General features: G+C 65.7%; 23 protein-coding genes and 1 pseudogene. 8 read left to right on the top strand and 16 right to left on the bottom strand.

Annotated features, from left to right (window positions below; genetic code table 11):
- Positions 1-2: 2 nt before the first annotated feature.
- The 5 genes from AC1VVM_RS01195 to AC1VVM_RS01175 are packed head-to-tail and all read right to left on the bottom strand — an operon-like array spanning position 3 to position 7129.
- Positions 3-1397 (bottom strand): mannitol dehydrogenase family protein, encoded by a 1395-nt coding sequence (locus tag AC1VVM_RS01195; protein WP_132387350.1) that lies wholly within the window; start codon positions 1395-1397, stop codon positions 3-5.
- Positions 1394-1519 (bottom strand): hypothetical protein, encoded by a 126-nt coding sequence (locus tag AC1VVM_RS01190; protein ID WP_482955638.1) that lies wholly within the window; start codon positions 1517-1519, stop codon positions 1394-1396. Before AC1VVM_RS01190 ends, AC1VVM_RS01195 begins: the two co-directional genes overlap by 4 nt.
- Positions 1519-3159 carry a family 43 glycosylhydrolase gene (locus tag AC1VVM_RS01185; protein WP_482955637.1) on the bottom strand — a complete coding sequence of 547 codons (1641 nt, stop codon included), beginning with the start codon at positions 3157-3159 and terminating at the stop codon, positions 1519-1521. The genes AC1VVM_RS01190 and AC1VVM_RS01185 overlap by 1 nt, the downstream gene beginning before the upstream one ends.
- Positions 3160-3177: 18 nt before the next feature.
- A complete protein-coding gene (locus AC1VVM_RS01180; protein WP_482955636.1) occupies positions 3178-4179 on the bottom strand; it encodes an alpha/beta hydrolase in 1002 nt (333 codons plus the stop codon).
- 58 nt (positions 4180-4237) lie between these two features.
- Positions 4238-7129 carry a TonB-dependent receptor gene (locus AC1VVM_RS01175; protein ID WP_482955635.1) on the bottom strand — a complete coding sequence of 964 codons (2892 nt, stop codon included), beginning with the start codon at positions 7127-7129 and terminating at the stop codon, positions 4238-4240.
- Between the two features lie 300 nt (positions 7130-7429).
- Here AC1VVM_RS01175 and AC1VVM_RS01170 point away from each other — a divergent pair, with 300 nt between their 5' ends.
- A complete protein-coding gene (locus AC1VVM_RS01170) occupies positions 7430-7588 on the top strand; it encodes a hypothetical protein (protein ID WP_482955634.1) in 159 nt (52 codons plus the stop codon).
- Positions 7585-7986: a cupin domain-containing protein gene (locus AC1VVM_RS01165; protein WP_482955633.1), complete on the top strand. Its 402-nt coding sequence runs from the start codon at positions 7585-7587 to the stop codon at positions 7984-7986. Before AC1VVM_RS01170 ends, AC1VVM_RS01165 begins: the two co-directional genes overlap by 4 nt.
- 186 nt (positions 7987-8172) lie before the next feature.
- On the opposite strand, the gene AC1VVM_RS01160 is transcribed toward AC1VVM_RS01165, so the two are convergent.
- From AC1VVM_RS01160 to AC1VVM_RS01140, 5 genes are all read right to left on the bottom strand, one after another.
- Positions 8173-9726, bottom strand: a complete 1554-nt coding sequence (locus AC1VVM_RS01160; RefSeq protein WP_482955632.1) for a carboxylesterase/lipase family protein — start codon at positions 9724-9726, stop codon at positions 8173-8175.
- A gap of 78 nt (positions 9727-9804) precedes the next feature.
- Positions 9805-10815: a sugar kinase gene (locus AC1VVM_RS01155; protein WP_482955631.1), complete on the bottom strand. Its 1011-nt coding sequence runs from the start codon at positions 10813-10815 to the stop codon at positions 9805-9807.
- A gap of 14 nt (positions 10816-10829) precedes the next feature.
- A complete protein-coding gene (kduD, locus tag AC1VVM_RS01150) occupies positions 10830-11585 on the bottom strand; it encodes a 2-dehydro-3-deoxy-D-gluconate 5-dehydrogenase KduD (protein WP_132387334.1) in 756 nt (251 codons plus the stop codon).
- 209 nt (positions 11586-11794) lie between these two features.
- Positions 11795-12631, bottom strand: coding sequence for a 5-dehydro-4-deoxy-D-glucuronate isomerase (gene kduI, locus AC1VVM_RS01145; RefSeq protein WP_482955630.1), 837 nt, complete (start codon positions 12629-12631; stop codon positions 11795-11797).
- 156 nt (positions 12632-12787) lie between these two features.
- Positions 12788-13807 carry a LacI family DNA-binding transcriptional regulator gene (locus tag AC1VVM_RS01140; RefSeq protein ID WP_482904917.1) on the bottom strand — a complete coding sequence of 340 codons (1020 nt, stop codon included), beginning with the start codon at positions 13805-13807 and terminating at the stop codon, positions 12788-12790.
- Between the two features lie 378 nt (positions 13808-14185).
- Between AC1VVM_RS01140 and AC1VVM_RS01135 the strand changes: the two genes are divergently transcribed.
- Together AC1VVM_RS01135 and AC1VVM_RS01130 are read left to right on the top strand one after the other, a co-directional pair.
- Positions 14186-14989 carry a 2-keto-4-pentenoate hydratase gene (locus AC1VVM_RS01135; protein WP_482955629.1) on the top strand — a complete coding sequence of 268 codons (804 nt, stop codon included), beginning with the start codon at positions 14186-14188 and terminating at the stop codon, positions 14987-14989.
- Between the two features lie 55 nt (positions 14990-15044).
- Complete coding sequence (locus AC1VVM_RS01130; protein ID WP_482904915.1) at positions 15045-16385, top strand: MFS transporter; 1341 nt, start codon at positions 15045-15047, stop codon at positions 16383-16385.
- 28 nt (positions 16386-16413) lie between these two features.
- Here AC1VVM_RS01130 and AC1VVM_RS01125 read toward each other — a convergent pair whose 3' ends face one another.
- Positions 16414-17568: a LysR substrate-binding domain-containing protein gene (locus AC1VVM_RS01125; RefSeq protein WP_482904914.1), complete on the bottom strand. Its 1155-nt coding sequence runs from the start codon at positions 17566-17568 to the stop codon at positions 16414-16416.
- Positions 17569-17707: 139 nt separating this feature from the next.
- Here AC1VVM_RS01125 and ligK point away from each other — a divergent pair, with 139 nt between their 5' ends.
- The 3 genes from ligK to AC1VVM_RS01110 all read left to right on the top strand — a co-directional run bounded on the left by ligK (position 17708) and on the right by AC1VVM_RS01110 (position 19805).
- A complete protein-coding gene (ligK, locus tag AC1VVM_RS01120) occupies positions 17708-18382 on the top strand; it encodes a 4-carboxy-4-hydroxy-2-oxoadipate aldolase/oxaloacetate decarboxylase (RefSeq protein ID WP_132387321.1) in 675 nt (224 codons plus the stop codon).
- Positions 18375-19250, top strand: coding sequence for an amidohydrolase family protein (locus AC1VVM_RS01115; protein WP_482904913.1), 876 nt, complete (start codon positions 18375-18377; stop codon positions 19248-19250). Before ligK ends, AC1VVM_RS01115 begins: the two co-directional genes overlap by 8 nt.
- A 66-nt stretch (positions 19251-19316) precedes the next feature.
- Positions 19317-19805, top strand: coding sequence for a GNAT family N-acetyltransferase (locus AC1VVM_RS01110; protein ID WP_482904912.1), 489 nt, complete (start codon positions 19317-19319; stop codon positions 19803-19805).
- Between the two features lie 165 nt (positions 19806-19970).
- On the opposite strand, the gene AC1VVM_RS01105 is transcribed toward AC1VVM_RS01110, so the two are convergent.
- The 3 genes from AC1VVM_RS01105 to AC1VVM_RS01095 are packed head-to-tail and all read right to left on the bottom strand — an operon-like array spanning position 19971 to position 22326.
- Positions 19971-20384: a ketosteroid isomerase-related protein gene (locus AC1VVM_RS01105; RefSeq protein ID WP_482904911.1), complete on the bottom strand. Its 414-nt coding sequence runs from the start codon at positions 20382-20384 to the stop codon at positions 19971-19973.
- The gene (gene fghA, locus AC1VVM_RS01100; protein WP_482904910.1) at positions 20381-21214 is read right to left on the bottom strand and encodes an S-formylglutathione hydrolase; all 834 of its coding nucleotides are present in this window, start codon (positions 21212-21214) and stop codon (positions 20381-20383) included. The genes AC1VVM_RS01105 and fghA overlap by 4 nt, the downstream gene beginning before the upstream one ends.
- Positions 21214-22326, bottom strand: a complete 1113-nt coding sequence (locus AC1VVM_RS01095; protein ID WP_482904909.1) for an S-(hydroxymethyl)glutathione dehydrogenase/class III alcohol dehydrogenase — start codon at positions 22324-22326, stop codon at positions 21214-21216. The genes fghA and AC1VVM_RS01095 overlap by 1 nt, the downstream gene beginning before the upstream one ends.
- Positions 22327-22422: 96 nt before the next feature.
- Here AC1VVM_RS01095 and AC1VVM_RS01090 point away from each other — a divergent pair, with 96 nt between their 5' ends.
- Positions 22423-23310 (top strand): LysR substrate-binding domain-containing protein, encoded by an 888-nt coding sequence (locus AC1VVM_RS01090; protein WP_482904908.1) that lies wholly within the window; start codon positions 22423-22425, stop codon positions 23308-23310.
- Positions 23311-23323: 13 nt separating this feature from the next.
- Here AC1VVM_RS01090 and AC1VVM_RS01085 read toward each other — a convergent pair whose 3' ends face one another.
- A complete protein-coding gene (locus AC1VVM_RS01085) occupies positions 23324-23977 on the bottom strand; it encodes a Crp/Fnr family transcriptional regulator (RefSeq protein ID WP_482904907.1) in 654 nt (217 codons plus the stop codon).
- Between the two features lie 455 nt (positions 23978-24432).
- Positions 24433-24649: pseudogene (locus AC1VVM_RS01080) on the bottom strand (transposase); the annotation flags it as partial.
- Positions 24650-24670: the final 21 nt, after the last annotated feature.

The raw sequence follows: 24670 nt of genomic DNA, 5'->3' as shown, positions 1-24670 counted from the left end.
CCTCAGGCGTTCGCCCGGGCGAGGCGCTCGGCCAGGGCCTTGAAATCGGTCTCGCCGGCGGTCCATGTCTTCGCGAACAGGCCGCCTTCGCCGAACAGTGCGCGCGGGGTGCCGCTGACGCCCTGTTCGCGCCAGATGTCGGCAAGGCGGACGGCCATGGGATCGTCCACCGGGCCCCACTTGGCAGAATTGTCGCCGCGCACGTGGCGCAGCCAGGCGGCCAGCGCGGTCAGGATCGCCGGGCACTGCTTGCCTTTCGCCTGATTGGCGGCAAGCGTTTCCAGCCAGCGCTGCGGGATCTTCTGGCTGCCGTCCATGGCGATCTGGATCAGCCGGTGTTGCAGCGCCGGATTGGCAAAGCGGGCGAGCAGGGCGTCGGCATAGGCCTGAAGGTCCTGCGCCGGGGCGGCCTTGATCGTCGGCTGGGCTTCGACATGCATGATCTGCTCGATCAGCGGCCGAATCGCCGGGTTGCCCACCGCCTGATGGACGAAGGCGTGCCCGTGTTCGAGCCCGAGATAGGCCAGCGCCGAGTGCGCGCCGTTGAGCATGCGCAGCTTGGCCGCCTCGTAAGGTGCGACGTCGGACACCAGTTCGGCGCCCACTTTCTCCCACGCGGGGCGCGGGCCGGCGAACTTGTCCTCGATCACCCACTGCGTGAAGGGCTCCGTCATCACCGCACCGTCATCGTCGAGGCGGGCGAGCGTCGCCACCATCTTGCGGTCTGCGGCAGTGGTGGCGGGCACGATGCGGTCGATCATCGCGCAGGGGAACGTGCATTCTGCCGCGACCCATGCGCCGAGTTCGGGATCGTGGCGGGCGAGATATTCGCCCATCAGCCGTTCAAGCTGGCGGCCGTTGAGGGCAAGGTTGTCGCACGAAAGCAGGGTTAGGCCGGGCAGGCCTTGCGCACGGCGGCGGCGCAGCCCCTGTTCGAGGAAGGCATAGATGCTGCCATGGTGCGCCAGGAAGGGATCGAGTGATCCGTCGGCGGCGCGGCAATAGCCCTTTTCCGTGATGGTGAACGTCACGATCCGGGTTTCCGGCGCGGCGAGGGCGGCGATCACCGCCTCGGCATCCTCGCTGGCGACGATCACCCGCTGGACCGAGCCGATCACCCGCATCCGGTTGCGCTCGGCCGAGCATTCGGTGAGCGTGTAGAGCCCGTCCTGCGGATTGAGCTGGCGCGCGACATTGGCGGAGCGCAGCGAAACGCCGACGATGCCCCAGTCGCGGTCGCCCGCGGCCATCGCCCGGTCGGTGTACCAGGCCTGATGTGCGCGGTGGAAAGCGCCCATGCCGAAATGGACGATGCCGGCCGCCTGCGCCTTGCGGTCATAGCCGGGCCGGGCGACGGAGTCGGACAGGCGGGAGAGCGTTTCGCTGGAGAGCCTCACGGGCGAAAGGCCTTGCTGGCGTGGTTACAGGCCGGAACGTGCGCCTGCCCAGCGGGGAACAGGCGGTCGGCGTGGAGGTCCAGTGAGCGGGCCAGTGAGTCGGCCAAGGGGCGGAGATGCATCAGTCATCCAGGGCAGTGAATCTGAAATCGCGGAAAGTGGCTTCGCCTTCTCCCGCTGCATATAGCCCCGGACGTAGCATGAGGAACCCCCCACGGACATTGTGGTGGTATCCCGAGACTTCCATCCCCCGGTCAAATCGCTTCCACGTTGCGCCGCCGTCGCCCGAGGTATGATACGAAACGATATGGCGGCGGTTGGTCACACGCATTTTCATGCGGCGGCCATGCGGATTGGCGGGGCGGCCGCGCTCCATGCCGTATTGGTGGGTGACGAAGCGGCCCTCGTCGAAGCCGAGCCCGGCGTAGAGCTTGTCGTCATAGAACAGCACCAGCCCGGCCGTCCCGCCTGCCGGGATCTCGATATCGCATTCGAACTGGTAGCTGGTGTCGCCCGCGATCAGCAGCAGCGGTGATCCGGAGGAGGGCGCAAGGCCCTTGCCGGCCAAGTGCAGCGCCCCGCCGGAAACGCGCACGCGGCTGGCCTCATCGGGTGCGGGGCGGAAGAACGACCACTTCGAGCCCATCGCCAGCGGCTTCGAGAAATCGTCGGAAAGCGGCATGCCATGCGGCAGCGGATTGGCGATCTTCGGAATCGGCAGCGGCTTCGAAAGATCGCCGCCGGTCATCCGGAACCAGCCGTCCGGCGTCCACTCGATCGTGTCGAGCAGGCACTGTCGGCCGAGCGTCCAGAAGCCGTTCTCGAACCCGTGGTAGAGCGCGTACCAGCGCTTGTCCGGCCCCTCCACCAGCGAGGCATGCCCGCGCGACCACCATGCTTCGGACTGGTTTTCGGTGCGGACCAGCGGGTTGCCGGGGTGCTGCTCCCACGGCCCGTGGATCGAGCAGGCGCGGGCGGCGATTACCATGTGTCCGGTCGGCGGACCGGCCGTGCCGCCGACGGCGGTGAGCATGTAGAACCAGTCCCCGTGACGGTGGATCTTGGGGCCTTCGGGCGAGAAACCCTCGACATCCCACTCATCCGGATAGTGCCACGGATCGTAGACATGCTCGACCTTGCCCGCGAGCGAGAGGCCGTCGTCGGTCAGCCGCACGCGGTCTCCGCCCGAGAGGAACAGCCAGCGCGAACCGTCTTCGCCCACGGCATGGCAGGGGTCGATGTGGTCGTGGAGGCCCAGCGGTTTCGGATCGCTCCACGGGCCGTCGATGTGATCGGCCCAGATCACGTAGATCTCGTTGGGATCGGCCTTGACCGGAATGTAGAGGAAGTAGCGGCCCTTGTGCTTTTCGAGGCTGACCGCCCAGACCGAGCCGATATTGCGGGTGAGCGCCGGTTTGCGCGGCTGCCAGTTCACCAGATCGCGGCTGTGCCAGATCGTCAGGCCCGGATAGGAATCGAAGCTGGAGAAGGTGAGGTAATAGTCCTCCCCGTCCTTCAGCACGGCCGGGTCGGGCCGGTCGCCCGAGATCACCGGGTTCAGCATCGTGCTATTGCCGAGGTCGGACATGCGCTGGTTGTCGAACCCGCGCCGCCAGCGTGCGGGAGCCGGGGCAGGCTGGAGAGGAGGATAGCCCGCCCCGGGCTCCCTGGCGGCAGCGGCTTCCCCCTGAAGCCCGCCTGCCGTCAGTCCCACGCCGCCGATGAGGGCGGCTTTCAATGCGTCACGTCTTTCCATCGTCATTCCGTCAACCGGGCCGTCTTATCCAAGGCCCTTGGTGCGCGCCCAGGCGCACCACAGCTCGGGCCAGACTTCCACCGGCTTGCCCACGGCGCCGCGCAGGCCGAAGCCGTGGCCGCCATGCTCGAAAAGATGGGTCTCCACCGCGATGCCGCGCGCTTTCAGCGCCGCGCGCAGGCGCACGGTGTTCTCCACGGGGACGGTAGTGTCATCCTCGGCATGGAGCAGCCAGTGCGGCGGGGCATCGGCGGGCACATTGCGCTCGGGCGAATGCGAGGCTTCGAGCGCGGGGCTGGGCGAGGGGCCAAGCAGCAGGTCGCGCGATCCGGCATGGGCGATGGCGGGGTCCATAGAGACCACCGGATAGATCGGCGCGGCGCAGAACGGGCGCGCGGAAAGGCGGTCCGCCTCGTCGACGGGTGTGTAGACCGTCGCGGCGAAGCGCGTGGAAAGGCTGGCGCAGACATGGCCGCCGGCGGAAAAGCCCATGGTGGCAACGCGCTCGGGATCGAGCGAGAAGTCCTTCGCGCGGTGGCGGATCAGTCGCATGGCGCGCTGCGCATCGGCGAGCGGGGTGTCCGGGCGATTGGCCCAGCCTTCGCCGGGCAGGCGGTAAAACAGGACGAAAGCGGTGAAGCCGCGCGCGGTAAGCCAGCGCGCCATCTCGTAGCCTTCTTTGTCGATCACCACCCGCTGATAGCCGCCGCCCGGCGTCAGCAGCACGGCGGCGCCGTTGGGGCGATCGGGACGGAACACGACCATGCGCGGACGGGCTGTGCCGTGGACGGCGCGGTCGGGGATATGGGCCTGGGTGGAGCGGTCGTCGACGGTTTCCACCGGCGGTGTGGCGGGCATGCCCGGCACGCCTTTGGGCCAGAGGTCGATGGTCTCGGTCGGGTCGGGCAGGGCCGTTGAACGGCTTCCCCCTATCCCCGGTGGAGGTGTCTGCGCGAAGGCGGTTTCTCCGGCCAGCAGCCCCGTAACGAGAGAGGCCGCCACGAACGATCTACGGTCGATGGTCATGGCGGCACTCTCCCATTTTATCTCAGGTATTCAAGGTGTTTCAGGTTTGGGAGAGAGGTCAGTACTTGACCCGAGCCCCGAACATGATGGTGCGCCCGAAGTGGTTGTTCTCGTAGTTGCGCTCCGCATAGACGTCGGTGAAGCGGTAGCGATATTCGTCGGTCAGGTTGGAGCCGTCGATCGACAGTTCCAGCCAGTCCGTCGCCTGGTAGCGAACCGCGGCATCGACGCTGGTGTACGAACCGTAGCCCTCGAAGATATTGCCGGTGCCGCTGGTGGCATCGACGAAGGGCCCGCGATAGCTCACCGAGCCACGGATGCTGAACTTGCCGTCGTCATAGTACAGCGTGGCGTTCCAGGCCCGCTTCGATACGCCGAGCAGCGTCTGGTTGTAGACCGCCGAGACGCCGGTGAGCGCGCAGACGCCGGTCTTGGGGTTGCGGGTACAGGCCGAAGTGGCCGGGCCGGTGATCGTGTAGTCGGCATTGCTGTCGATGAAGGTGGCGTTGCCCTGGAAGCCGGTGTGGCTGAGAATGCCGGGCAGGAACGTGAACGGCAGTTGCAGCGCGATTTCCACGCCCTTCAGCGTCGCGCCGGTGCCGTTGACCTGCGAGGACACCACGTATTCCTGATTGGGATCGTAGTTGATGTAGGCCGGAGAGCTGGGCAGCAGCACTGACTTGTCGAGGCCGAGCTGCGGCAGCGTGGCAACATAAGTTCCGGCGACCGGGAAGCTTTCGATCTTCTTGACGAAGCCCGCCACCGAGAACAGCGCGCCGGGGGCGAAGTACCATTCGACCGAGGCGTCGAAGTTGGTCGCCCGATAGGGATCGAGGAACGGGTTGCCGTAAGTGACCTTGTAGTTGAAGCCGTCGACCGATCCGCCGGGATTGAGGTTGCTGAGTGCAGGGCGGGTGATGACCTTGGCGATGGCGCCGCGCACGATCACGTCATGCCGCGGATAGAACGCGATGTTCATTGCCGGCAGCCAGTCGTCGTACGTCCGCTCGACAGTGCCCGCGATGCCGGCGGTGTAGCCGGTCGACTTCTGGTCAGTGTGGGCATAGCGCATGCCCGCGTTGCCGGCGTAGCGCAGGCCGAAGATCTCGCCCTTCACGTCGAACTGGAGATAGCCGCCCGAAGTGGTTTCCTGCACGCGGCGGTTGCTGCCCAGATCCTCGACGGCGGTGCGGTCGTAAAGGTTGGTATAGTCGGCGGCGGCGGGGATGTTCCCGACCAGCCACGAACTGGTGGTGCCGCTGGGCTGTCCGGCATCGCCCAGCTTCACCAGCTGCGAGATGTCCGACGTCACCGGCAGACCATAGACGCTGGAGGAACAGGTCGTCGTGCCCAGGATCAGGTCGGGGCCGTTGCCGTTGCAGGCCACGGTGTCGCGCGCGAAGAGCTGGGTGCGGAAGTTGTAGCGGCGCCAGACCGCGCCGGTCTTGACCGTGAAGCCGTCCGTCACGTCCCATTCGCTGCGCAGCTGGGCGGTCTTGAAGCGGTTCTTGACGTAGGAGGGACGGTCGCGGATTTCCGCCAGCTGGAAGGTCGCCGGATTGGTCACGTCGATGCCGTAGTTGAGCACCGGCGTTTTCATGTTCGAATAGTCGAAGTTGAAGCCGTCGGCATTCTTGGCGTCGTAGGCGATCGTCGTCTCGACCGGGATATCGGCGTTCGACTGCGACAGGCCGCCCAGCGCGGTGATCCGGAACTTGTCGGTGATTTCCTGATCCCAGGTCGCGCCGATCTGGTAGAATTCGGTGCTCGACTTGCGCAGGTAGCTTTCGGTACGGACATAGGTGTTGTCGTACGTGCCGCTGACCATGTTGCCGTTGTCGTCATAGGTCGGGTTGACGAGGTCGAAGCCGCGTTCGTTCGAGCGGGCGAGCACTTCCAACCACTGTTCGGCGCGCTCTTCCTTGAACTTGGAATAGAGGCCGTCGAGCGAAATCTTGGTCTTGTCGGTCGGTTCGAACTGGATCGAGCCGGTCAGGCCCAGGCGCTTGCGGTCATGCTCAACCACGCCGTAGCGCGGGATGCGGGCGTGGAACGCCAGCGAGGCGGCGTCGCACGCGGCCGAGGGACGATAGGAACCGCCGGTGCTGACCGGGTTTCCGCCGGTCGCGCCGGGGACCGAATAGAAGCAGGGCGTGCCGTCCACCGAGTTGTAATAGGCCTGCGCCCAGCGCACCGAATTGTTGCCGACTTCCAGCGTATTGGTATGCGAATAGGCGCCCGAAACGGCGATCCCCAGGGTGCCGGCATCGTTCTTCCACGACACCAGGCCGGCGATGCGCGGGCCGACGTTGTTGGACAGGTCGTTGTACGAACCCTGCACGTTGAGCACGGCGGAAAGGCCGGTCTTGCCCGCCATCGGGTTGCCGGTGTTGAGATCCACCACCGCGCCCAGCGAACCTTCGTCGAGGCTGGCTTCGGCGGTCTTGTGGACGACGATGCTGGTGAACAACTCGGACGCGAAGACGTTGAAATCGAAGGCGCGGTCACGGTTGGCGGACGCGCCGTCCGAGCTGGTGGCGATCGTTTCCAGCCCGTTCACGCGAACGCGGGTGAACTGCGCGCCAAGGCCGCGCACCGTGATCGCGCGGCCTTCGCCGCCGTCGCGCTGGATCGAGATGCCGGGGATACGCTGGAGCGATTCGGCAAGGTTCTGGTCGGGGAACTTGGCCATGTCTTCAGCGACGATGGCATCGACCGAGCTGACCGAATCGCGCTTCAGGTTGAGCGCGGCCTGAAGCGACTGCCGGTAGCCGGTGACGATGATGTCTTCGGCGTTCGGAGCGGCTTCGGCGGCCTGCGGCGCGGCATCCTGCGGTGCGGCGTCTTGCGCGAAGGCCAGCTGCGGCAGCGCCAGTGCGCTCCCGGCCACCAGTGCGATCTTCAGTAGCGAAATCCTCGAAGCATGAACCCTGGAATTGTTCAGGCGCATGATCACTCCCCCTCACGGCCTTTGCGGCCTTTTCAACGCGGACTTCCCGGGTCCCCTGCGAGACCTTTTTCAGTCCTTATGATACCGGTGTCAATGGGGATCGCACGAATAGCGCGCACCCTTTCTCCGGCATTCTGCTCCCTGCGCCGCATGGACGCATTCCGGGGCGGCCGCCATGTCCTTCAGGACAGCATCCGGCCAGCACCCAGTTCTTTCTTGCCGGTCTTGGTAACCGGTGTCATGAGTTATGAGCGCAGGGACCCCACCCTGTCAAGAACCAGTGCGAACGGGAGATGCAGAGTGAACAATCCCCAGCAGTTCGGCGGTTTTCCGCGCGCATCCTTGTCGATTTTCCCCGCGCCCTGCGCTATTTTCACGCAGGCCGGTAATCGGGTGAATGGCGGCGAGGGCAGACGAATCAACGCTGCCGGTCCCCTGCGCGAAAGGCCGGCCCGGTGATCGCGGCGCTGCTGCTGATGGCCGCTTCCGCCCCGCCGATGGCCGTGATCGACGAGCAGGACACCGTGCGCGAGGAGGCCCCGCCGCACGGGTCCATCGGCATGAGCACCGCCTACCGCATCTCCGATGCCGCACCGGCTCGCCCCGCGTTGGAGTTCCGCCGCCGCGTGCTCCACAAGGGGGCAGCCATCGGCGAACACCCGATCGCGCACGACGAAGTCTACTACGTGCTCTCGGGCGAGGGCGAAGTGGTGTCCGACGGGAAACGTGCCATGCTCAGGGCGGGTATGACGGCCTATCTCTACGACGGCGCCGTCGTGGGAATTTGGCAAAGGGGTGAGGAACCCCTGTCGCTGATCGTGGCCTATCCCAATCCGGTAGAGTCCACCGGAAAGTAAACCGGGGCCGGTCAAGATATTGCACCTCATGCCTCGTCATTTAAAATCGACCCGTCATCCCCGCGAAGGCGGGGATCCCGCTTCTTGAACGGTGCGCATGGCCTCGACGTTGCGAAGAAAAGCGGGGCCCCCGCCTTCGCGGGGGCGACGAGGTGAGTGGGGAGACTGTGGCGGAAAGAACGGGCTTCAGGTGCCCGGCTGGACGTAAGGCGCCGTTGCCCACAATTCGCGCTGCCAGCCGCGCGGGTCGTTTTCCATGCGCACCGCGTCCCCGAACACCATCGTCGCGCGGGCGGGCAGGGCGTAGTTCGCCCAGTCCGCAATCCCCGGCCGTCCGGTCTTGGCGAGGCCGGTGAACGCCCCCATCATCGCCTTGCTCAGGGCCTGTGCGCCGGCGTCCGTGCCCGAAAAACTGCCCGCCGCGTCGAGCGTGCCGAAGACATAGGGAATATCGTCCGTATGCGCCGCGCCCCGCAGCGGATCGAGCGGGGAGGGGCGTTCAAGCTGATAGACCCACGTTGCCTGCGCGCCCGCTTTGGCGCGTTCGTCGGCCTCGATCACTTGCCCCGGCCATGAGCGCCCGGCAGTCGTGGCGGCGTAGTAGACCTGCTCCGGCGTCCAGCCCGGCTCGCGGGCGCGGTACTGGTCCACCACCCATTGTGGATCGAGGTCGATCTTGACCTCGCGGCCCATGCGCTCGGCCAGGTTGGTCCAGTCGAGGCCCTTGAGCCGGGACCCGCGCGGATCGAGGAAATTGCGGGTTTCCTCATGGGTGTTGCCAAGGATCATCGGCACGGAGAGCGATTGCGGCGCGGCGTCGGGCCAGAACGGATGGCGCGGCAGGTTGGTCATGTCGAGCACCGGGCCGAAGTAAGCGGGGCCACTGCCCATCACCGGATCGGTAGCAGCGAGGCCCTCGACCAGCCGTTCGATGGGCAGGGCGCGCAGGCCCTCGACATCGCCAGGCGCGAGCTTGAGCGCGGCCATCAGCGCCTGGGTGCGCGCCCATGCGTGCATCGGGCCGCTGGCCTGCACCTGCTGGCCGCTCATGGTGGCGGCGGAGTGGAACAGGCCCTTGGCGGCGGGCATGGCCATGAGCGTGGCGATCTTGGCGCCGCCGCCGGACTGGCCGAAGACCATGACCCGCGCCGGATCTCCGCCGAATTGGGCGATGTGATCGCGCACCCATTGCAGCGCGAGGATCAGGTCGAGCTGGCCAAGGTTGCCGCTGTCCGCATAGCGCGCGCCGAAGGATTTCAGCCATGCGTAGCCCAGCGCATTGAGGCGGTGGTTGACGGTGACGACCACCACGTCGCCCTGCGCCGCCAGCCGGGCGCCGTGGGTGAGGGGATCGGTGACCGAGCCGGTCGTGTAAGCGCCGCCGTGGAAATAGACCATGACCGCGCGTTTCGCGGCAGGGTTCGCCTCGGGCGTCCAGACGTTGAGGAACAGGCAGTCTTCGGACTGCGTCTCGCCGTCGAGGCCGCGTTGCGGGCAGATCGGGGCGAAAGCGCGCGCCTCGGTGCGCGGGCCGGTCCAGGGCTCGGCCACCGGGCGGGCGAACCGTTCGGCGCGGCCGTAGCGGATGCCCTTGAAGGCCTGCACGCCCTGTTCGGTGAGGCCGAGATAGCGGCCAACGGTCGGAGTGGCCGGGGATCTTGCGAAAAGCGGGGCCGGGGTGGCCGCGAGAACGGCGGCGGACTTTACGAGGGTTCGGCGGGTGATTGCGGTATCGATCATGCTGTTCCCCCCTCGCCCGCCGCCGTCCCGGATTCCATCCGGGGCGGCGTTTCAGCAGGTCGTTCTTATTTCAGAAAATCAGCGTCTTACGTCGCCTCCGGCGATCGAGAACGCTTCCAGTTCCGCCTTGCCTATCAGGCTCATATCGCCGTGCAGCGAATGCTTGAGCACGGTGTAGGCCAGCCCAGAGTGTGCCATGGCGGCAAGGTCTCCGCCTTCCAGCCACTGGTGCAGCACGCCCGCCGCGAAGGCATCGCCGGTGCCGATGCGGTCGACGATGTCGGTCACGTCGGCCTCGGCAGTCTGTACCGCGTGATCGCGCCCGTCGACGCGGGCGGCGATGCGGTGGTGACCCGCATTGACCACGTGGCGCGCGGTCGAGGCGATCACTTGCAGGTTCGGGAACGCGGCGAAGGCGGCCTCGGCAGCCTCGCGGCGGCGGTCGGAACCGTCGCCGGAGAACGTCTTGCCGAGCAGCAGCGAGATGTCACGGTGGTTGCCGATCATCACCGTGGCCGCGCCGACCAGTTCGTTCAGCACGGTGCAGGGATCGCTGTCCCAGCTTTCCCAGAGCAGCGCGCGGTAATTGCCGTCGAAGCAGATCGGCACGCCCGCGGCCTGTGCCGCGCGGACCGCCGCCTTGGCGAGTTCGACGCCGCCCGGCCCGAGCGCGGGTGTAATGCCGGAAAGGTGCAGCAGCTTCGCGCCGTTCAGCGCGGCGGCCAGATTGAAGTCCTCCACCGAGGACTGCGCAAAGGCGCTGCCCGCGCGGTCGTAAGTGATGGCCGAAGGCCGCAGCCCGGCGCCGGTTTCGAGGAAATAGAGCCCCATGCGGCCCGGCCCGGTGGTGACGCCGGAATGCCCGACACCCGCCGCGCCCAAGGCCGCACGGGCCTTGTCGCCCAGCGGGTTGGCGGGCAGGCGCGAGACCATGCGGACCTCGTGGCCCAGCGAGGCCAGCCCCGAGGCGACATTGGCTTCCGCCCCGCCGACGACCATGTCGAGCGAGTCGGACTGGACGACCAGCCGTGCGTCATGGGTAGCGAAACGGATCAACACTTCGCCGAAACAGGTAACGTGGCCAGTCATAGTCTAGAAATTCCTCAGCGCGCGAGCCACCCGCCGTCCACGGCGAGCACGTGGCCTGTTACATAATCAGACGCGGGTGAGGCAAGGAACACGGCAGCGCCGGCGATATCCTTGGGATCGCCCCATCGGCCGGTCGGGATTCGCTCCAGAATCTGGCGGTTGCGCGTCTCGTCGCCTTGCAGGGCGGCGGTGTTGTTGGTGGAGATATACCCCGGCGCGATGGCGTTGACCTGCACGCCCTTGGGCGCGAGTTCGTTGGCCATGGCCTTGGTGACGCCACCGACGCCCGACTTTGCCGCCGCATAGCTCGGCACGCGGATGCCGCCCTGGAAGGTGAGCAGCGAGGCAATGTTGACGATTTTGCCGCCACCACGCTCGACCATGCCCTTGGCGGCTGCCTGGCTGAGGAAGAACAGCGTCTTGAGGTTGGTGTCCATCACCGCGTCCCAGTCTTCCTCGGAGAACTGGAGCAAGTCGTCGCGGCGGATGATCCCGGCATTGTTGACCAGAATGTCCACTTTGCCGAGGCCGGCTACCGCCTCGTCGATGACCCGCTGGACGGGCTCGATCGAGGAGAGATCGGCCTTGATGTTCACGCACTTGCGCCCGGTCGCCTCGATCAGGGCGATCGTTTCGGTCGGTTCGCTGCGCCCGGCAAGGGCGACGTCGGCGCCCGCTTCGGCAAGCGCCACGGCAATGGCCTGCCCGATCCCGGTGTTCGCGCCGGTCACCAGCGCGGCCTTGCCTGCGAGGCTGAAGGAAATCGCCATAAGTCTGTCCTGTCCCAATCTGGCCGACCAAAAAAGGATCGGTCTTGTGCGACCTTAACCCGGACGTTCGGTTCCCCAGCTTCGTCATTGCGAGCGCAGCGAAGCAATCCAGAGGCGGTTTACGCGGCTCTGGATTGCTTCGTCGCTACGCTCCTCGCAATGACGAACGGAGGCGGAAGGGATTAAGGGCGGTTGAAGAGGTCGCGGTCCTACTGAAGCTGGCAGATATCCAGCACGTTCATGTCGGTATAGTCGAGGTTTTCCCCGCCCATGGCCCAGATGAACGCGTACTTCTTGGTGCCCGAACCCATGTGGATCGACCACGGCGGGCTGATGACGGCCTCTTCGTTGGCGATCACGATGTGGCGCATCTGCTCGGGCTCGCCCATGTAGTGGAAGATGCGGTCGTTCTCTTCGGGCAGTTCGAAGTAGAGGTAGATCTCGCTGCGGCGGTCGTGGAGGTGCGGCGGCATGGTGTTCCACACCGAGCCTTCTTCCAGCACGGTGAGGCCGAGCAGCAGCTGCGCGCTCTCGCACACGCCGGGGATCACGAGCTGGTAGATCGTGCGCTGGTTCGAATTGGCAAGGTCGCCGCGCGCCAGCGGGTTGGCTTCGGCCAGCGTGATCAGCTTGATCGGGCAGGCCTTATGCGCCGGGACCGAGGCGATGTAGAACCGCGCGGTCTCACCCTCGAAGATCACCTCGTCCGAACCCATCGGCACGTAGAGGCATTCCTTGTTGCCCACTTCGAAGCGCTGGCCATCCACCGTGATGGCACCGGGGCCGCCGATGTTGGTGATGCCGGCTTCGCGGCGTTCGAGGAAGGGCTTGCCTTCCGCGCTCTTGGGAACGGTCTGCGCGGGCAGCTTGAGCGGACCCTGCGAAGGCACCGCGCCGCCGATCACGAAGCGTTCGTTATGCGAATAGTTGAGGTTGACCTTGCCGTCCTCGAACATGCCGGTGACGAGGTAGCGGTCGCGCAGTTCCCCGTTGGAGACGCACTCCATCATGTCCGGATGGGTGGCGTGGTAGGTCTTGCAGAACACGATGGCTCTCCCGTTTGGAATTCAGTTCCGTATAGAGGGACATTTCCCTCCTGTTTGGTCAAGACCTATCCGGTTTTGGTAACCGGTGTCAACGACAAGTGAAGACCATTTTGGCGTGGGTAAAATCCGGTTGACGCGGTTTTTGCCGGGAGCGGCTCAGGATGAGCCCGGCGCGGAGACCGAAGCGCGGCGCACGAGATCCGAAAGGAACAGCGACTGGCGTGTGAACGCGCCTTCCGGATCGATCAGCTTGTGTGCGGCGGCGGCGGCCATCGGCACGATCGGCCAGCGGACGGTGGTGAGCGGCGGCCAGATATGCGCGGCGATGGCGGTATCGTCGAAGCCGATGATCGAAAGCTGGGTCGGCACGTCGATCCCGCGTTCGCGCGCGGCGTGGAGCAGCCCGGCCGCCATCTCGTCGTTGCTGGAGAAGACGGCGGTGGGGCGGGGGGAGGCATCCAGCAGGCGCTGCCCGGCCTCGTATCCCGATTCGAACTTGTAGTCTCCGCGCACGGCGAGCGCCGCGTCGGGTGCGAGGCCTGCCTCGGCCAGCCCCTCGATAAAGCCCTGTTCGCGTTCGAAGGCCGATCGGAAACCCGCCGGACCCGCGATGAAACCGATGCGCCGATGGCCGAGTCCGGCGAGCCAGGCCACGGCCTCTCGCACGGCCTGCCGGTCGTTCGAGGCCACGAGGTGGGCATCGTCATCGAGCCGGGCCGAACCCATGCGCACCAGCGTACAGCCGAGGTCGCGGCAGACTTCCGCCAACCCGTCGTTCTCCGAAATCGGCGGCAGCAGCAGCACGCCATAGAGTCGCTGCTGTTCGATGAAGTGGCGAATATCCTCCATCAGCGTGGGCGAATGGCGGTCCACCGGGCGGACCACCAGCGCGAATTCGGTATCGCGGATGGTCTGGAGAATGCCCTCCTGCACGCCCAGCACCATCTGCGCGTTCGGGTTGTCGTGGATCAGGCCGATCAGGAAATTGCGGCGCAGGGCAAGGGCGCGGGCTTGCGGATTGGGCACGTAACCCAGATCGGCAATGACCGCCTCTACCTTCTCGCGCGTGGTCTGGTTGAGCAGGGGGGACTTGTTGATGACCCGGCTGACGGTCTTTTTCGAAACGCCGGAAAGGCGCGCGACATCGTTGATCGTGGGCTTGGCGTCGCGCTTCATTCCATTCGGCATCCCAACCCGCGTTTCAGACCGTGGTCCAGACGCCAAGTCTGATCCCCGAATGGACCCTTGCTCGCTTGCTTCCGTGTTCTCAAGTGGCCTTTTCGCCATCTGCTTGCCTTCTGATTGACCGGGAGGCAAGATGACACCGGTTTCCGAAACAGGAAAGCCCGGATAGATCACCCTGCCGATGGCGCCGGGGATTCCTTCCGGCATCCGCATCCATCGTTGGCGTGGACAGGCCGGGTGAGGATCCGGAAGCCCTATTTGGATTTGCGTATGACACCGGTTTCCTATAGCCCGATTTTCCTATAGCGATGCGAGCAATTGGATATGGGGTCGGAAAACGATGGCTATGGCCGGAACGAAGGTGGAGGGATGAGTTTGACCGAGCAGGCGAAATCGATCGCAGAGGCATTTGTAACCGCGCGGCGCGAAAAGCGCGCGCTGGCGAGCTATCCCGGCGAGGCGCCTTCCGATCTCGATGCGGCCTATGCGATCCAGGGCGCCGCGCTGGCGTTCGACGGGCGCGAGGTGGTCGGCTGGAAAGTCGGCAAGATCAACGCGCCCGACGATGCGCGCCTGGGCGCCGAGCGTCTGGCCGGACCGATCTTCGCGGACAGCGTGGTTGAGGCATTGGCTGGCGAAGCGCCGGAAATGCCCGTTTTCGCAGACGGTTTCGCCGCCGCCGAGGCGGAGTTCCTGCTGCATGTCGCGCCCGGCTGGAACGGCGTGGTCCCGGCCGACGATGCGGGTACGCTTGCCGTGCTCGACGCGGTGCACATCGGCATCGAGATCGCCAGCTCGCCCTATCCCGGCATCAATGCCGATGGCCCGCCGGTAACGATCTCGGATTTCGGCAACAATGCCGGCATGGTCATCGGCCCGGTCCTCGAAGGTTGGGAAGATGCGGATTTCAATGCAATTTCCGTGCGGGTCGAGATCGATGGCGCCTTGATCGGCGAGGCGACTACCGCCACCATGCTCGACGGGCCGCTGGGTGCGGTGCGCTTCCTGCTCGCCAACCTTTCGGCGCGCGGGATCGATTGCAGCGGCGGCACCTGGGTTTCGACCGGAGCGGTTACCGGGGTTCATCCGGTCGTGCCGGGGCAGGGCGTTCTTGCGCATTTCGCCGGACAGGGAACGGTGGCCAGCACAATCGTCGCGGCGGTGCCGGCCTGAGCAGATAGCGATCGGCAGGCACGAAAAGAACGCCGCCGAAATGGGAGCAGGATCAATGGATGCAGGTATCGCAGGGCAGGCGGGGGGTGAGCATGCGCCGCCACCGGTGGGAGGCCACGCGGGCCTGAGGCCGGACCCGGTCGGCCTTCACCCCGGCGCGGGCCGCTATCGCTGGACGATCGTGGCGCTGCTCTTCGCGGCAACGGCGATCAATTATGTCGACCGCCAGATGATCGGCGTGCTCAAGCCGACGCTGGCGGCGGAGTTCCACTGGAGCGAATCCGATTTCGCCGGGATCGTCTTCTGGTTCCAGCTTGCCTACGCGATCGGCTATCTCTCGTTCGGCAAAGTGGTCGACGTGGTCGGCGCGCGGCTGGGCTATACCATCGCCATCGTCATCTGGACGGTGAGCCACATGGCCCACGGCTTTGCCACCGGCATCGTCTCCTTCGCCGCCGCGCGCTTCGGCCTTGGCATCGGCGAATCGGGCAATTTCCCGGCGGGCATCCGCGCGGTGACCGACTGGTTCCCGCAGAAGGAGCGCGCTTTCGCGATCGGCCTGTTCAATGCCGGCGCCAATGTCGGCGCGATCATCACGCCGCTGCTGGTGCCGCTGCTGGTGCTGTGGTTCGACTGGCGCGTGGCCTTCTTCGTCACCGGCATCTTCGGCATCGCCTGGCTCGGGGCCTGGTACCTTGTCTATCGCCACCCCAGCGAGCACGGCCGCGTTACCCCCGGCGAACTGGCATGGATCCAGCAGGACCCGGCCGACCCGGTCGAGAAGATCGGCTGGACCCGGCTGCTCACCGTCAAGGAAACCTGGGCCTATGCGCTCGGCAAGTTCCTGATCGACCCGATCTGGTGGTTCTTCCTGTTCTGGCTGCCGGGCTACCTGTTCGAGCGCTATCACCTCGATCTCAAGACCTTCGGCCTGCCGCTGGCGGGGATCTACCTGATTTCCGACCTTGGCAGCGTGGGAGGCGGCTGGCTGTCCTCCAAGCTGATCAAGGCGGGGCGCACGCCCAACTTCGCCCGCAAGGTGACGATGCTGATCTGCGCGATCTGCGTGCTGCCGATCTGGTTCGCGCAGTCGATCGACAGTGTCTGGACCGCCGTGCTCATCATCGGTCTTGCCACTGCCGCGCATCAGGCTTTCTCGGCCAATCTCTACACCCTGCCGTCGGACATGTTCCCGCGCGGCGCGGTGGGGTCGGTGGTCGGCATCGGCGGCACCGTGGGTGCGTTCGGCGGCATGGGCATGGCCCTGTTCGCGGGCTACATCCTCGATGCCACGCACAGCTACGAAGTGCTCTTCGCGATCTGCGCGAGCGCCTATCTGGCGGCGCTGCTGGTGGTGCATCTGCTGAGTCCGAAGCTGGCTCCGGCGCGGGTTTAAGAGGCAACCACGAAGAAGCGAGTGAAGGTCAGTCCTTCACTCGCTTCGCCGCCCATTCGAGATCGGCGATAAATTCGGCCTGCACTTCGGTCGGCCGCAGCGAGGCGCGAGTGGTCATGCCGATCAGGCGCGTGAAGTTCTCCGGCAGCCGCGCCAGTTCGCAGAGCCAGCCTGCTTCCAGTTCCACCGTCACCTGATCGGGTGAGAGCACGGTGAGGAAATCGCCGCCCATCATCACTTGCCGGATCATCATCACCGAACCCGATTCCACCGGGACCTTGGGATGCGGCAGCCCGTGCCCCTCGAAATAGCGCTCGAAGGAATCGCGCAGGGGCGTGCCCAGCGGCGGCAGCGTGAAGGGATAGCGGGCAAGGTCGGCGGGGGTGGGATCGGTGCCCTCCAGCGGATGGCCCTTGCGGCCGTAGACGGCGGGCCGGTCTTCGAACAGCGGGCTCTGGACCAGATCGGGCTCGATCAGCGGATCACGTAGCGCGCCCACCATCAGGTCCAGCACGCCGCCGCGCAGCGGCTCCACCAGTTCGGCGCGCGAGCCTTCGACGATGGTCAGCTTCACATGCGGACGGCGCGCGAGAAACCGCGCCACGGCGGCAGGCAGGACGCGCGCGCGGGAGAGCGGCATCGCGCCCACCGCGATGTGCCGCGTCTCCACCCCGCGCAGCGCGGCAACTTCGGACAGGCCTGCTTCCAGTTCCACTTTGGCAAGCCGGAACTCGCGCGCGAGTTGGGTTCCCGCCTCGGTGGTGATGACGAACTTGCCCCGGCGCACCACCAGCGGGCGGCGCAGGGCCAGCGACAAGTCATTGACCGCGCGGTGAATCGAGGGGAGCGACAGCCCGGTTTCCTGCCCGGCCCCGGCGTAAGAGCCGGTCTCCACCAGCGCCAGCAGCGCGCGCAGGCGCGACATGGTGACGTGCGGACTGTTCACATGATCGAGCGCGGCATCGATGCGCGGGGCCAGGATCTCTCCGGCGCGGGTGGGCACCATGCCGTCGTGGCGGCGCTCGAACAGCGGCAGGCCGATCTGCGACTCGAGCCGGGCCAACGCCTGTGTTATGGCCGGCTGACTCAGATTAACTGCCAGGGCAGCCGCATTGACCGTGCCCAATTCCGCGATTTTTGCGACAGCTCGCAAGTGTCGAAGGTTGAGACTCCAGATATCCATGGCATCGTTCTTAGCTAAATCCTATGACGTGTCCAAAGTTTCTCTTTCCCCTCGAACAGGGGCAGGGCCAAGACAGGATCGCCCGAACCGGCCCGCCAGATCGCGCTGGCCGAATCCAAAGATCGAAGGAGAGCAGGTCATGAGTGGCATCGTCGTCCAGAACATCGAACGTGCCGACCCCGCCGTGATCGACGGTCTCGCCCAGTGCGGCGTCGCCACCGTCCACGAAGCGCAGGGCCGCACCGGCCTGCTCGCCAGCTACATGCGCCCGATCTATCACGGCGCCCGCATTGCCGGCTCGGCGGTGACGATCAGCGCCCCTCCGGGCGACAACTGGATGGTCCATGTCGCCATCGAACAGCTCAAGGAAGGCGACATCCTGCTGCTCGCGCCGACTTCGCCTTGCGAGGACGGCTACTTCGGTGACCTGCTCGCCACCAGCGCGATCGCGCGTGGTTGCCGTGGTCTGGTGATCGATGCCGGCGTGCGCGACGTGCGCGATCTGACCGAGATGCAGTTCCCGGTCTGGTCCAAGGCGGTCTGCGCGCAAGGTACCGTCAAGAACACGGTAGGTTCCGTCAATGTGCCGGTCGTTTGCGCCAATGCCGCCGTGCGCCCGGGCGACGTGATCGTGGCCGACGATGACGGCGTGGTCGTGGTGCCGCGCGAAAAGGCTGCTGAAGTGCTGGCTGCGGCGCAGGCCCGCGAAGCCAACGAAGGCGAAAAGCGCGAGAAGTTGGCCGCCGGCGTGCTCGGCCTCGACATGTACAAGATGCGGGAGCGCCTGGAAAAGGAAGGCCTCAAGTATGTCTGAGCGGATCACCTCCTGGCACTCGGCACCTAGTAAACCGCTCTACGCGCCGCCCGCCGGCGCGGTGGATGCGCATTGCCATGTGTTCGGCCCGATGGCGCAGTTCCCGTTCAGCGCCAAGGCGAAGTATCTGCCCGAGGATGCCGGTCCGGACATGCTGTTCGCGCTGCGCGATCACCTGGGTTTCGCTCGCAACGTGATCGTGCAGGCCAGCTGCCACGGCACCGACAATGCCGCGACGCTGGACGCCATCGCCAAGTCGGACGGCAAGGCGCGCGGCGTGGCCGTGGTCGATCCGGCGATCTCGGACGCGGACCTCGCCAAGCTGCATGAAGGCGGCATTCGCGGCATCCGCTTCAACTTCCTGAAGCGCCTTGTCGACGATGCGCCGAAGGACAAGTTCCTCGAAGTCGCCAGCCGCCTGCCCGAAGGCTGGCACGTAGTGATCTATTTCGAGGCGGACATCCTTGAGGAAATGCGCCCGTTCATCGCCGCGATCCCCGTGCCGGTCGTGATCGACCACATGGGCCGCCCGGACGTGACGCAGGGGCCGGACGGCGTGGACATGAAGGCGTTTCGCGCACTGCTCGACAGCCGGGACGACATCTGGTTCAAGGCCACTTGCCCGGACCGTCTCGACCCGACGAACGACCCGTGGGACAAGTTCGCCGAAGCGGTGGCGCCGCTGGTGGCGGACTATCAGGACCGCGTGATCTGGGGCACCGACTGGCCGCACCCGAACATGCAGGACAATATCCCCGACGATGGCCACCTCGTGGACATGATCCCCCGCATCGCGCCCACGGCAGAGCTTCAGCAGAAGCTGCTGGTGACCAACCCGATGCGGCTGTACTGGCCCGAGGAACTGTGATTACCCGCCGTGCGGCGCGCCACAGGGGCGCCGCACGGCGGTTTCGATTTCGGAGGGAGAGAGGGCATGCGCTGGCGTGAAATGCGCGAGGAAGACGTGGCTGCCGTGGCCGAAGTGGCCGAAGAGGTCCACCTCGACTACCCGGAGAATCCGGCGGTCTTCGCTGCCTGCTTCCGGCTCTATCCCTCAGGCTGTCATGTGCTGGAAGACGAGCAGGACCGCGTTGCGGGCTATCTCATCTCGCACCCCGGGCGGCAGGATCGACCGCCAGTATTGAACCATCCGATGACGGCTCTTGCCGAGCCGTTCGATTGCTATTTCCTGCATGACCTTGCGCTCGGCGCCGCCACGCGCGGGCGGGGGCTTGCAGGCAGTGCGGTGCGGATCGTGCTCGATGAGGCGCGTGCACGCGGGCTGGATCGGGTGGTGCTGATCGCAGTGGGCGATGCCCATGGGTTCTGGGAAAAGCAGGGCTTCGGGCTGGTTGGCGATGGGCTGCTGGATCCGGCGAAGGGTTACGGCCCCGAGGCGCGGATGCTCGTTCGGCATATCTGAAGGCGGCAATTTGCCCGCCCCCTCCGCTTCGTCAAAACATACCGTCGCCCCCGCGAAGGCGGGGTCCCCGCTTCCTTTTCGCTTGGCCGCAAGAACAAGCGGGGTCCCCGCCTTCGCGGGGACGACGGGGTGTTATGGGTGAGGTTTAGTGATCCGGACGAAGCCTCAGCCTCGCTCAACCTGCGCGATCCAGTCGGCAAGGTTGTAGTGGTTCGAAACCCGCGCGATGCGCCCCAGTTCGACGTCGAAAAACGCCCCCACGCGCAAGGCATAGGACTGGCCCGAAGCCTCCGGCAGTCCCTCGTCAGTCTGGATATATTCCCCTGTAAGTCGAAACTCGGCCGAGGCATGCGAACCATCGGGCGTGGCCAGAACTACGGGCTCGTGAACATGCTCGCGATAGCAGCGGTTCATGTGCGCGAGGAACTCGGCGAAGGCCGCCTTGCCGCGGCGCGGCTGGCCCTGACTGGGTTCGTGGACGACGTTCTCCGCCAACAACGCCAGCATCGCCTCCGCATCGCGGCGATTGAAGGCATCGTAGTAGTTCGCGATCAGAGCGATGCTGTCGTGAGCGCTCATGCCTTCAGCCTCTCCGCATGCCAGCCCACATGGTCGGCCATGAAGCTGGAGATGAAGTAGTAGGAGTGGTCGTAACCCTCCTGCATCCGGATCGTCGCAGGTTGGCCGGCCTTGGCGCAAGCCTCTTCCAGCAGATGCGTCTTGAGCTGACCTTCGAGGAAGCCGTCGGCCGTGCCCTGATCCACCAGCAGGTCCGGCAGGCGCGCGCCGTCCTCGATCAGGGCGCAGGCGTCGTACTCGCGCCATGCTGCGCGGTCCGCGCCGATGTAGCCCGTCAGCGCCTTCTCGCCCCAGGGGCAGTTCAGCGGCGAGACGATCGGCGCAAAGGCGCTGACCGAGCGGAACCGACTAGGATCGCGCAACGCGATCGTCAGCGCGCCGTGGCCGCCCATCGAGTGGCCGGTAATGCCCTGCCGCGCCATGTCGGCGGGGAAGTGCTCGGCGATCACGGCGGGAAGCTCGGTCTCGATGTAGGCGCGCATGCGGAAGTTTGCGCTCCAGTGCTCCTCGGTCGCATCGACGTAGAAGCCGGCGCCCTTGCCGAAGTCATAGCCTTCGTCATCCGGCACATCGTCGCCGCGTGGGCTTGTATCGGGGGCGACGAAGATCACGCCATGCTCTGCACAGGCACGGCGGAACTCACCCTTTTCGGTGACGTTGGCGTGGGTGCAGGTCAGCCCCGAGAGATACCACAGCACCGGCAGCTTCGTGCCCGGTGCATGCTCGGGCACGAAAACCGAAAAGGTCATCGGCGTGCCGGTCTCGGCGGAGGCGTGGGTGTAGACACCCTGCACCCCGCCGAAAGCCCGGTTGGTGGAGACCGTCTCCATCAGTAGACGACGACCGAACGGATCGACTTGCCTTCATGCATCAGGTCGAACGCGGTGTTGATCTCTTCCAGACCCATGACGTGGGTGATCATCGGGTCGATCTCGATCTTGCCGGTCATGTACATGTCGACGATCTTCGGCACATCGGTACGGCCCTTCGCCCCGCCGAACGCGGTGCCGCGCCAGTTGCGGCCCGTCACGAGCTGGAACGGGCGGGTCTCGATGGTCTTGCCCGCTTCGGCCACGCCGATGATGATCGAGGTGCCCCAGCCGCGATGGCAGGCTTCCAGTGCGGTGCGCATCACTTCGGTATTGCCGGTGGCGTCGAAGGTGTAGTCCGCGCCGCCGTCGGTCATCAGCACGATCTTGGCGACTATGTCCTCGCGGCTCATGCCCTTGGTATTGAGGAAGTCGGTCATGCCGAAACGGCGGCCCCATTCCTCGCGGTCCGGGTTGATGTCCACGCCGATAATCTTGCCCGCACCGGCAAGGCGCGCGCCCTGGATCACGTTGAGGCCGATGCCGCCAAGGCCGAAGACCACCACGTTGTCACCCACTTGCACCTTGGCGGTGTTGATGACCGCGCCGACGCCGGTGGTGACACCGCAACCGATATAGCACGAGGACTGGAACGGCGCGTCTTCACGGATCTTGGCGACGGCGATCTCGGGCAGAACGGTGAAGTTCGAGAAGGTCGAGCAGCCCATGTAGTGGTAGATCGGCTGGCCCTTGTAGGAAAAGCGCGTGGTGCCGTCCGGCATCAGGCCCTTGCCCTGCGTGGCGCGGATCGCGGTGCAGAGATTGGTCTTGCCCGAAAGGCACGACTTACACTGGCGGCATTCCGGGGTGTACAGCGGGATCACGTGGTCGCCCGGCACCACCGAGGTGACGCCCGCGCCCACTTCGCGCACAATGCCGGCGCCTTCGTGGCCAAGCACGGAGGGGAAGATGCCTTCGCTGTCGAAACCGTCCAGCGTGTAGGCATCGGTATGGCAGATGCCGGTGGCCATGATCTCGACCAGAACTTCGCCCGCCTTGGGGCCTTCAAGATCGAGTTCGACGATTTCGAGCGGCTTCTTCGCCTCGAAGGCGACGGCGGCGCGGGTCTTCATGGGGTATGCTCCTTGAACTGCTGGCGCGTTTTGTAGGACCGGCGAGTTCTGTGATAAAGCGCCCGTTCTGAAAAGTATTATCACCATATAGGGAAAATGATGCTCGGCCAGTGGGACGGGATCGAGGAGTTCGTGATGGTGGCGCGCCACGGCAGCTTCACGCTGGCGGCGGAGGCCTATGGCGCCAGCGTCACGCATATGAGCCGGGCGCTGGCGCGGCTGGAGGCGCGGTTGCAGGCGCAACTGATGCTGCGCACGACGCGGACCCTGCGGCTGACGGAAACGGGCCAGATCTTCCTCGAAACCTGCCGCCGCCTGATCGAGGAGCGGGACGAGGCAATCGCCGCCATCACCTCCCAGGGCGAGCCGCGCGGGCATTTGCGCGTCACCTGCTCTTATGCGCTGGGTGAGAAGTTCGTGGCGCCGTTGGTGCGTGAACTGTCGCAGGCCTATCCGGCGATCTCGGTGACGCTGGACCTCGACAACGCGCTCGTGGACCTGATCGCGGAGGGGTACGACTTGGCCATCCGTACCGGGCATCTCGACGATTCCCGGCTAGTGGCGACACGCGTGGCCAGCCGCGCGCTGGTGACGCTGGCCTCGCCCGCCTACCTCGATGCGCATGGACGGCCGCAGGATCTGGCGGACCTCAGGCATCACGAATGTCTCGTCGGCTCGGCGGCGCAGTGGCATTTCACCGGCGGGACGACCTTCCGCCCGCAAGGCCGCTGGCGCTGCAACAGCGGCAATGCCCTGCTGGAAGCGGCGCTGGCGGGCATGGGGCTGTGCCAGTTGCCCGCCTTCTACCTTGGCGATCATGTCGCGGCGGGACGGCTGGAGCCAGTCTTGGCGGAACTGGCGCCGGAGGAGGAGCCGATCTGGGCGGTCTATCCGCAGCGGCGGCATCTCTCGCCCAAAGTCGGCGCGCTGGTGGCGCATTTGCGGGCAAACCTCCCCGCGCGGCTAGCGGAGGCGAGCGCTTAGGACTCGCTGCCGGTCAGCACACCAGTTCCATCAGCATGCGCGGGGCATGGATGATCAGTTCGCGGTCGTCGCGGCTGATGATCCCGCGCCGGATCAGCGCGGCGATCGCGCGTGAGGCAGTTTCGCGCGTGGTATTGGCCGAAAGCGCCAGCATTGTCACTTTGGGTGCCGGGGCAATGCGGTCGGCACCGGCGGCCAGCGAGAGCAGTTCGGCATAGACGCGGCCAGCCGCCGAATAGGTCGTGCGCGCCATCATCCGGTCAAGCGCGCGGTCCAGCTGGCGGGCGAGCAGGCGGGCCATGCCCGCGCCGATCTGCGCATCTTCCGCCACGAGTTCGGCGATGCGTACGGCCTCTGCCCGCAGCAGGTTGGTTTCCATCAGCGAGGCGATTTCCGCCCGGTGGACAGTCGGCATGGGATAGGCGCCGAAGAATTCGCCGGGGCCATACTGGGCAAGCTGCTGGCGCTGGCCTTCCAGCCCGAAAGCCTCGATTCGCACGCCGCCGTCGATCACCAGCCAGCAATGGTGCGATTCCTCGCCCTGGCGGGCCAAAATATCCCTTGTGGCAAGTCGATGGGGCATCATCACGCGGGCGAGTTTCTCGGCCGAGAGGCGGTCGCACCGAAAGATCGTGCGGATAATCTCGATTTTCTCGTCGGAATCCAAAAACCAGCCCCTTCGTCGCACCCCTTGCGACTGAACCCACCCGATCGCGCTTAACCGATTTTAGCCATGGGGCGGAAGTCGTGATTCCCTGCGGAGCGTGATTTCGGTCACACGGTGTGGATTTTGCCTCAGGTAGGAAGAGGGTGCGACCCGAAGGCGGCTCTGAAAAGAGCAGCCACATTCCTTGGCCCGGAAGCCCAGTGCTTCCGGGCCTTTTTTCTTGCCTGCGTCAGTTTGGTGCGGAAATGGGCGGTTCGGCCGGGGATCGCCTGCGCCGTTTGCTGGCGATACTCGGCCGTCACAAACGTATTCGTGCGCAATAGCCGATCCCGCTATCGCCTCCCAACTTATCAAGATTGACGGGAGCTTCGGCCGGCCGATCGTGTCCCGAGAGGTGGTGAAGTTTTTCTGGGCCGCCTTGCTTTGCGGTATCGGCCTGAGCCGATTACTGCCGACAGCATAACAATGGGATTGTCGCTGAGCGGGGGCATCGTTTCAGGCGTCATGTAACGCGCGCAGGACGGCCAATTCGTCGGACTGTTCCACAATGATGGCTCCGACGAAGCGGGTGATGGCGGTTTCGTTCGGAAAGGTGCCGACGACCTCAATCCGCCGTTTGATCTCGCCATAGAGGCGCTCGATGGGGTTGGTCGAGTGCAACTTGGCGCGGTGTTCTGACGCCGTTCGAGATCA

This window comes from Novosphingobium sp. BL-S-33 (assembly GCF_056857025.1).
The sequence above is the reverse complement of the archived record's forward strand: the minus strand, read 5'-3'. Positions and strand labels throughout refer to the sequence as shown.

Excerpts from the sequence above, each read along its gene's own strand:
- AC1VVM_RS01110 (WP_482904912.1), top strand. The coding sequence starts at position 19,317 with ATGCGCTGGCGTGAAATGCGCGAGGAAGACGTGGCTGCCGTGGCCGAA.
- AC1VVM_RS01090 (WP_482904908.1), top strand. The coding sequence starts at position 22,423 with ATGATGCTCGGCCAGTGGGACGGGATCGAGGAGTTCGTGATGGTGGCG.
- kduD (WP_132387334.1), bottom strand. The coding sequence starts at position 11,585 with ATGGCGATTTCCTTCAGCCTCGCAGGCAAGGCCGCGCTGGTGACCGGC.
- AC1VVM_RS01155 (WP_482955631.1), bottom strand. The coding sequence starts at position 10,815 with ATGACTGGCCACGTTACCTGTTTCGGCGAAGTGTTGATCCGTTTCGCT.
- AC1VVM_RS01105 (WP_482904911.1), bottom strand. The coding sequence starts at position 20,384 with ATGAGCGCTCACGACAGCATCGCTCTGATCGCGAACTACTACGATGCC.
- AC1VVM_RS01130 (WP_482904915.1), top strand. The coding sequence starts at position 15,045 with ATGGATGCAGGTATCGCAGGGCAGGCGGGGGGTGAGCATGCGCCGCCA.
- AC1VVM_RS01190 (WP_482955638.1), bottom strand. The coding sequence starts at position 1,519 with ATGCATCTCCGCCCCTTGGCCGACTCACTGGCCCGCTCACTGGACCTC.
- AC1VVM_RS01175 (WP_482955635.1), bottom strand. The coding sequence starts at position 7,129 with ATGCGCCTGAACAATTCCAGGGTTCATGCTTCGAGGATTTCGCTACTG.
- AC1VVM_RS01160 (WP_482955632.1), bottom strand. The coding sequence starts at position 9,726 with ATGATCGATACCGCAATCACCCGCCGAACCCTCGTAAAGTCCGCCGCC.
- AC1VVM_RS01135 (WP_482955629.1), top strand. The coding sequence starts at position 14,186 with ATGAGTTTGACCGAGCAGGCGAAATCGATCGCAGAGGCATTTGTAACC.
- AC1VVM_RS01115 (WP_482904913.1), top strand. The coding sequence starts at position 18,375 with ATGTCTGAGCGGATCACCTCCTGGCACTCGGCACCTAGTAAACCGCTC.
- AC1VVM_RS01140 (WP_482904917.1), bottom strand. The coding sequence starts at position 13,807 with ATGAAGCGCGACGCCAAGCCCACGATCAACGATGTCGCGCGCCTTTCC.
- AC1VVM_RS01180 (WP_482955636.1), bottom strand. The coding sequence starts at position 4,179 with ATGACCATCGACCGTAGATCGTTCGTGGCGGCCTCTCTCGTTACGGGG.
- AC1VVM_RS01125 (WP_482904914.1), bottom strand. The coding sequence starts at position 17,568 with ATGGATATCTGGAGTCTCAACCTTCGACACTTGCGAGCTGTCGCAAAA.
- AC1VVM_RS01185 (WP_482955637.1), bottom strand. The coding sequence starts at position 3,159 with ATGACGATGGAAAGACGTGACGCATTGAAAGCCGCCCTCATCGGCGGC.
- fghA (WP_482904910.1), bottom strand. The coding sequence starts at position 21,214 with ATGGAGACGGTCTCCACCAACCGGGCTTTCGGCGGGGTGCAGGGTGTC.
- ligK (WP_132387321.1), top strand. The coding sequence starts at position 17,708 with ATGAGTGGCATCGTCGTCCAGAACATCGAACGTGCCGACCCCGCCGTG.
- AC1VVM_RS01095 (WP_482904909.1), bottom strand. The coding sequence starts at position 22,326 with ATGAAGACCCGCGCCGCCGTCGCCTTCGAGGCGAAGAAGCCGCTCGAA.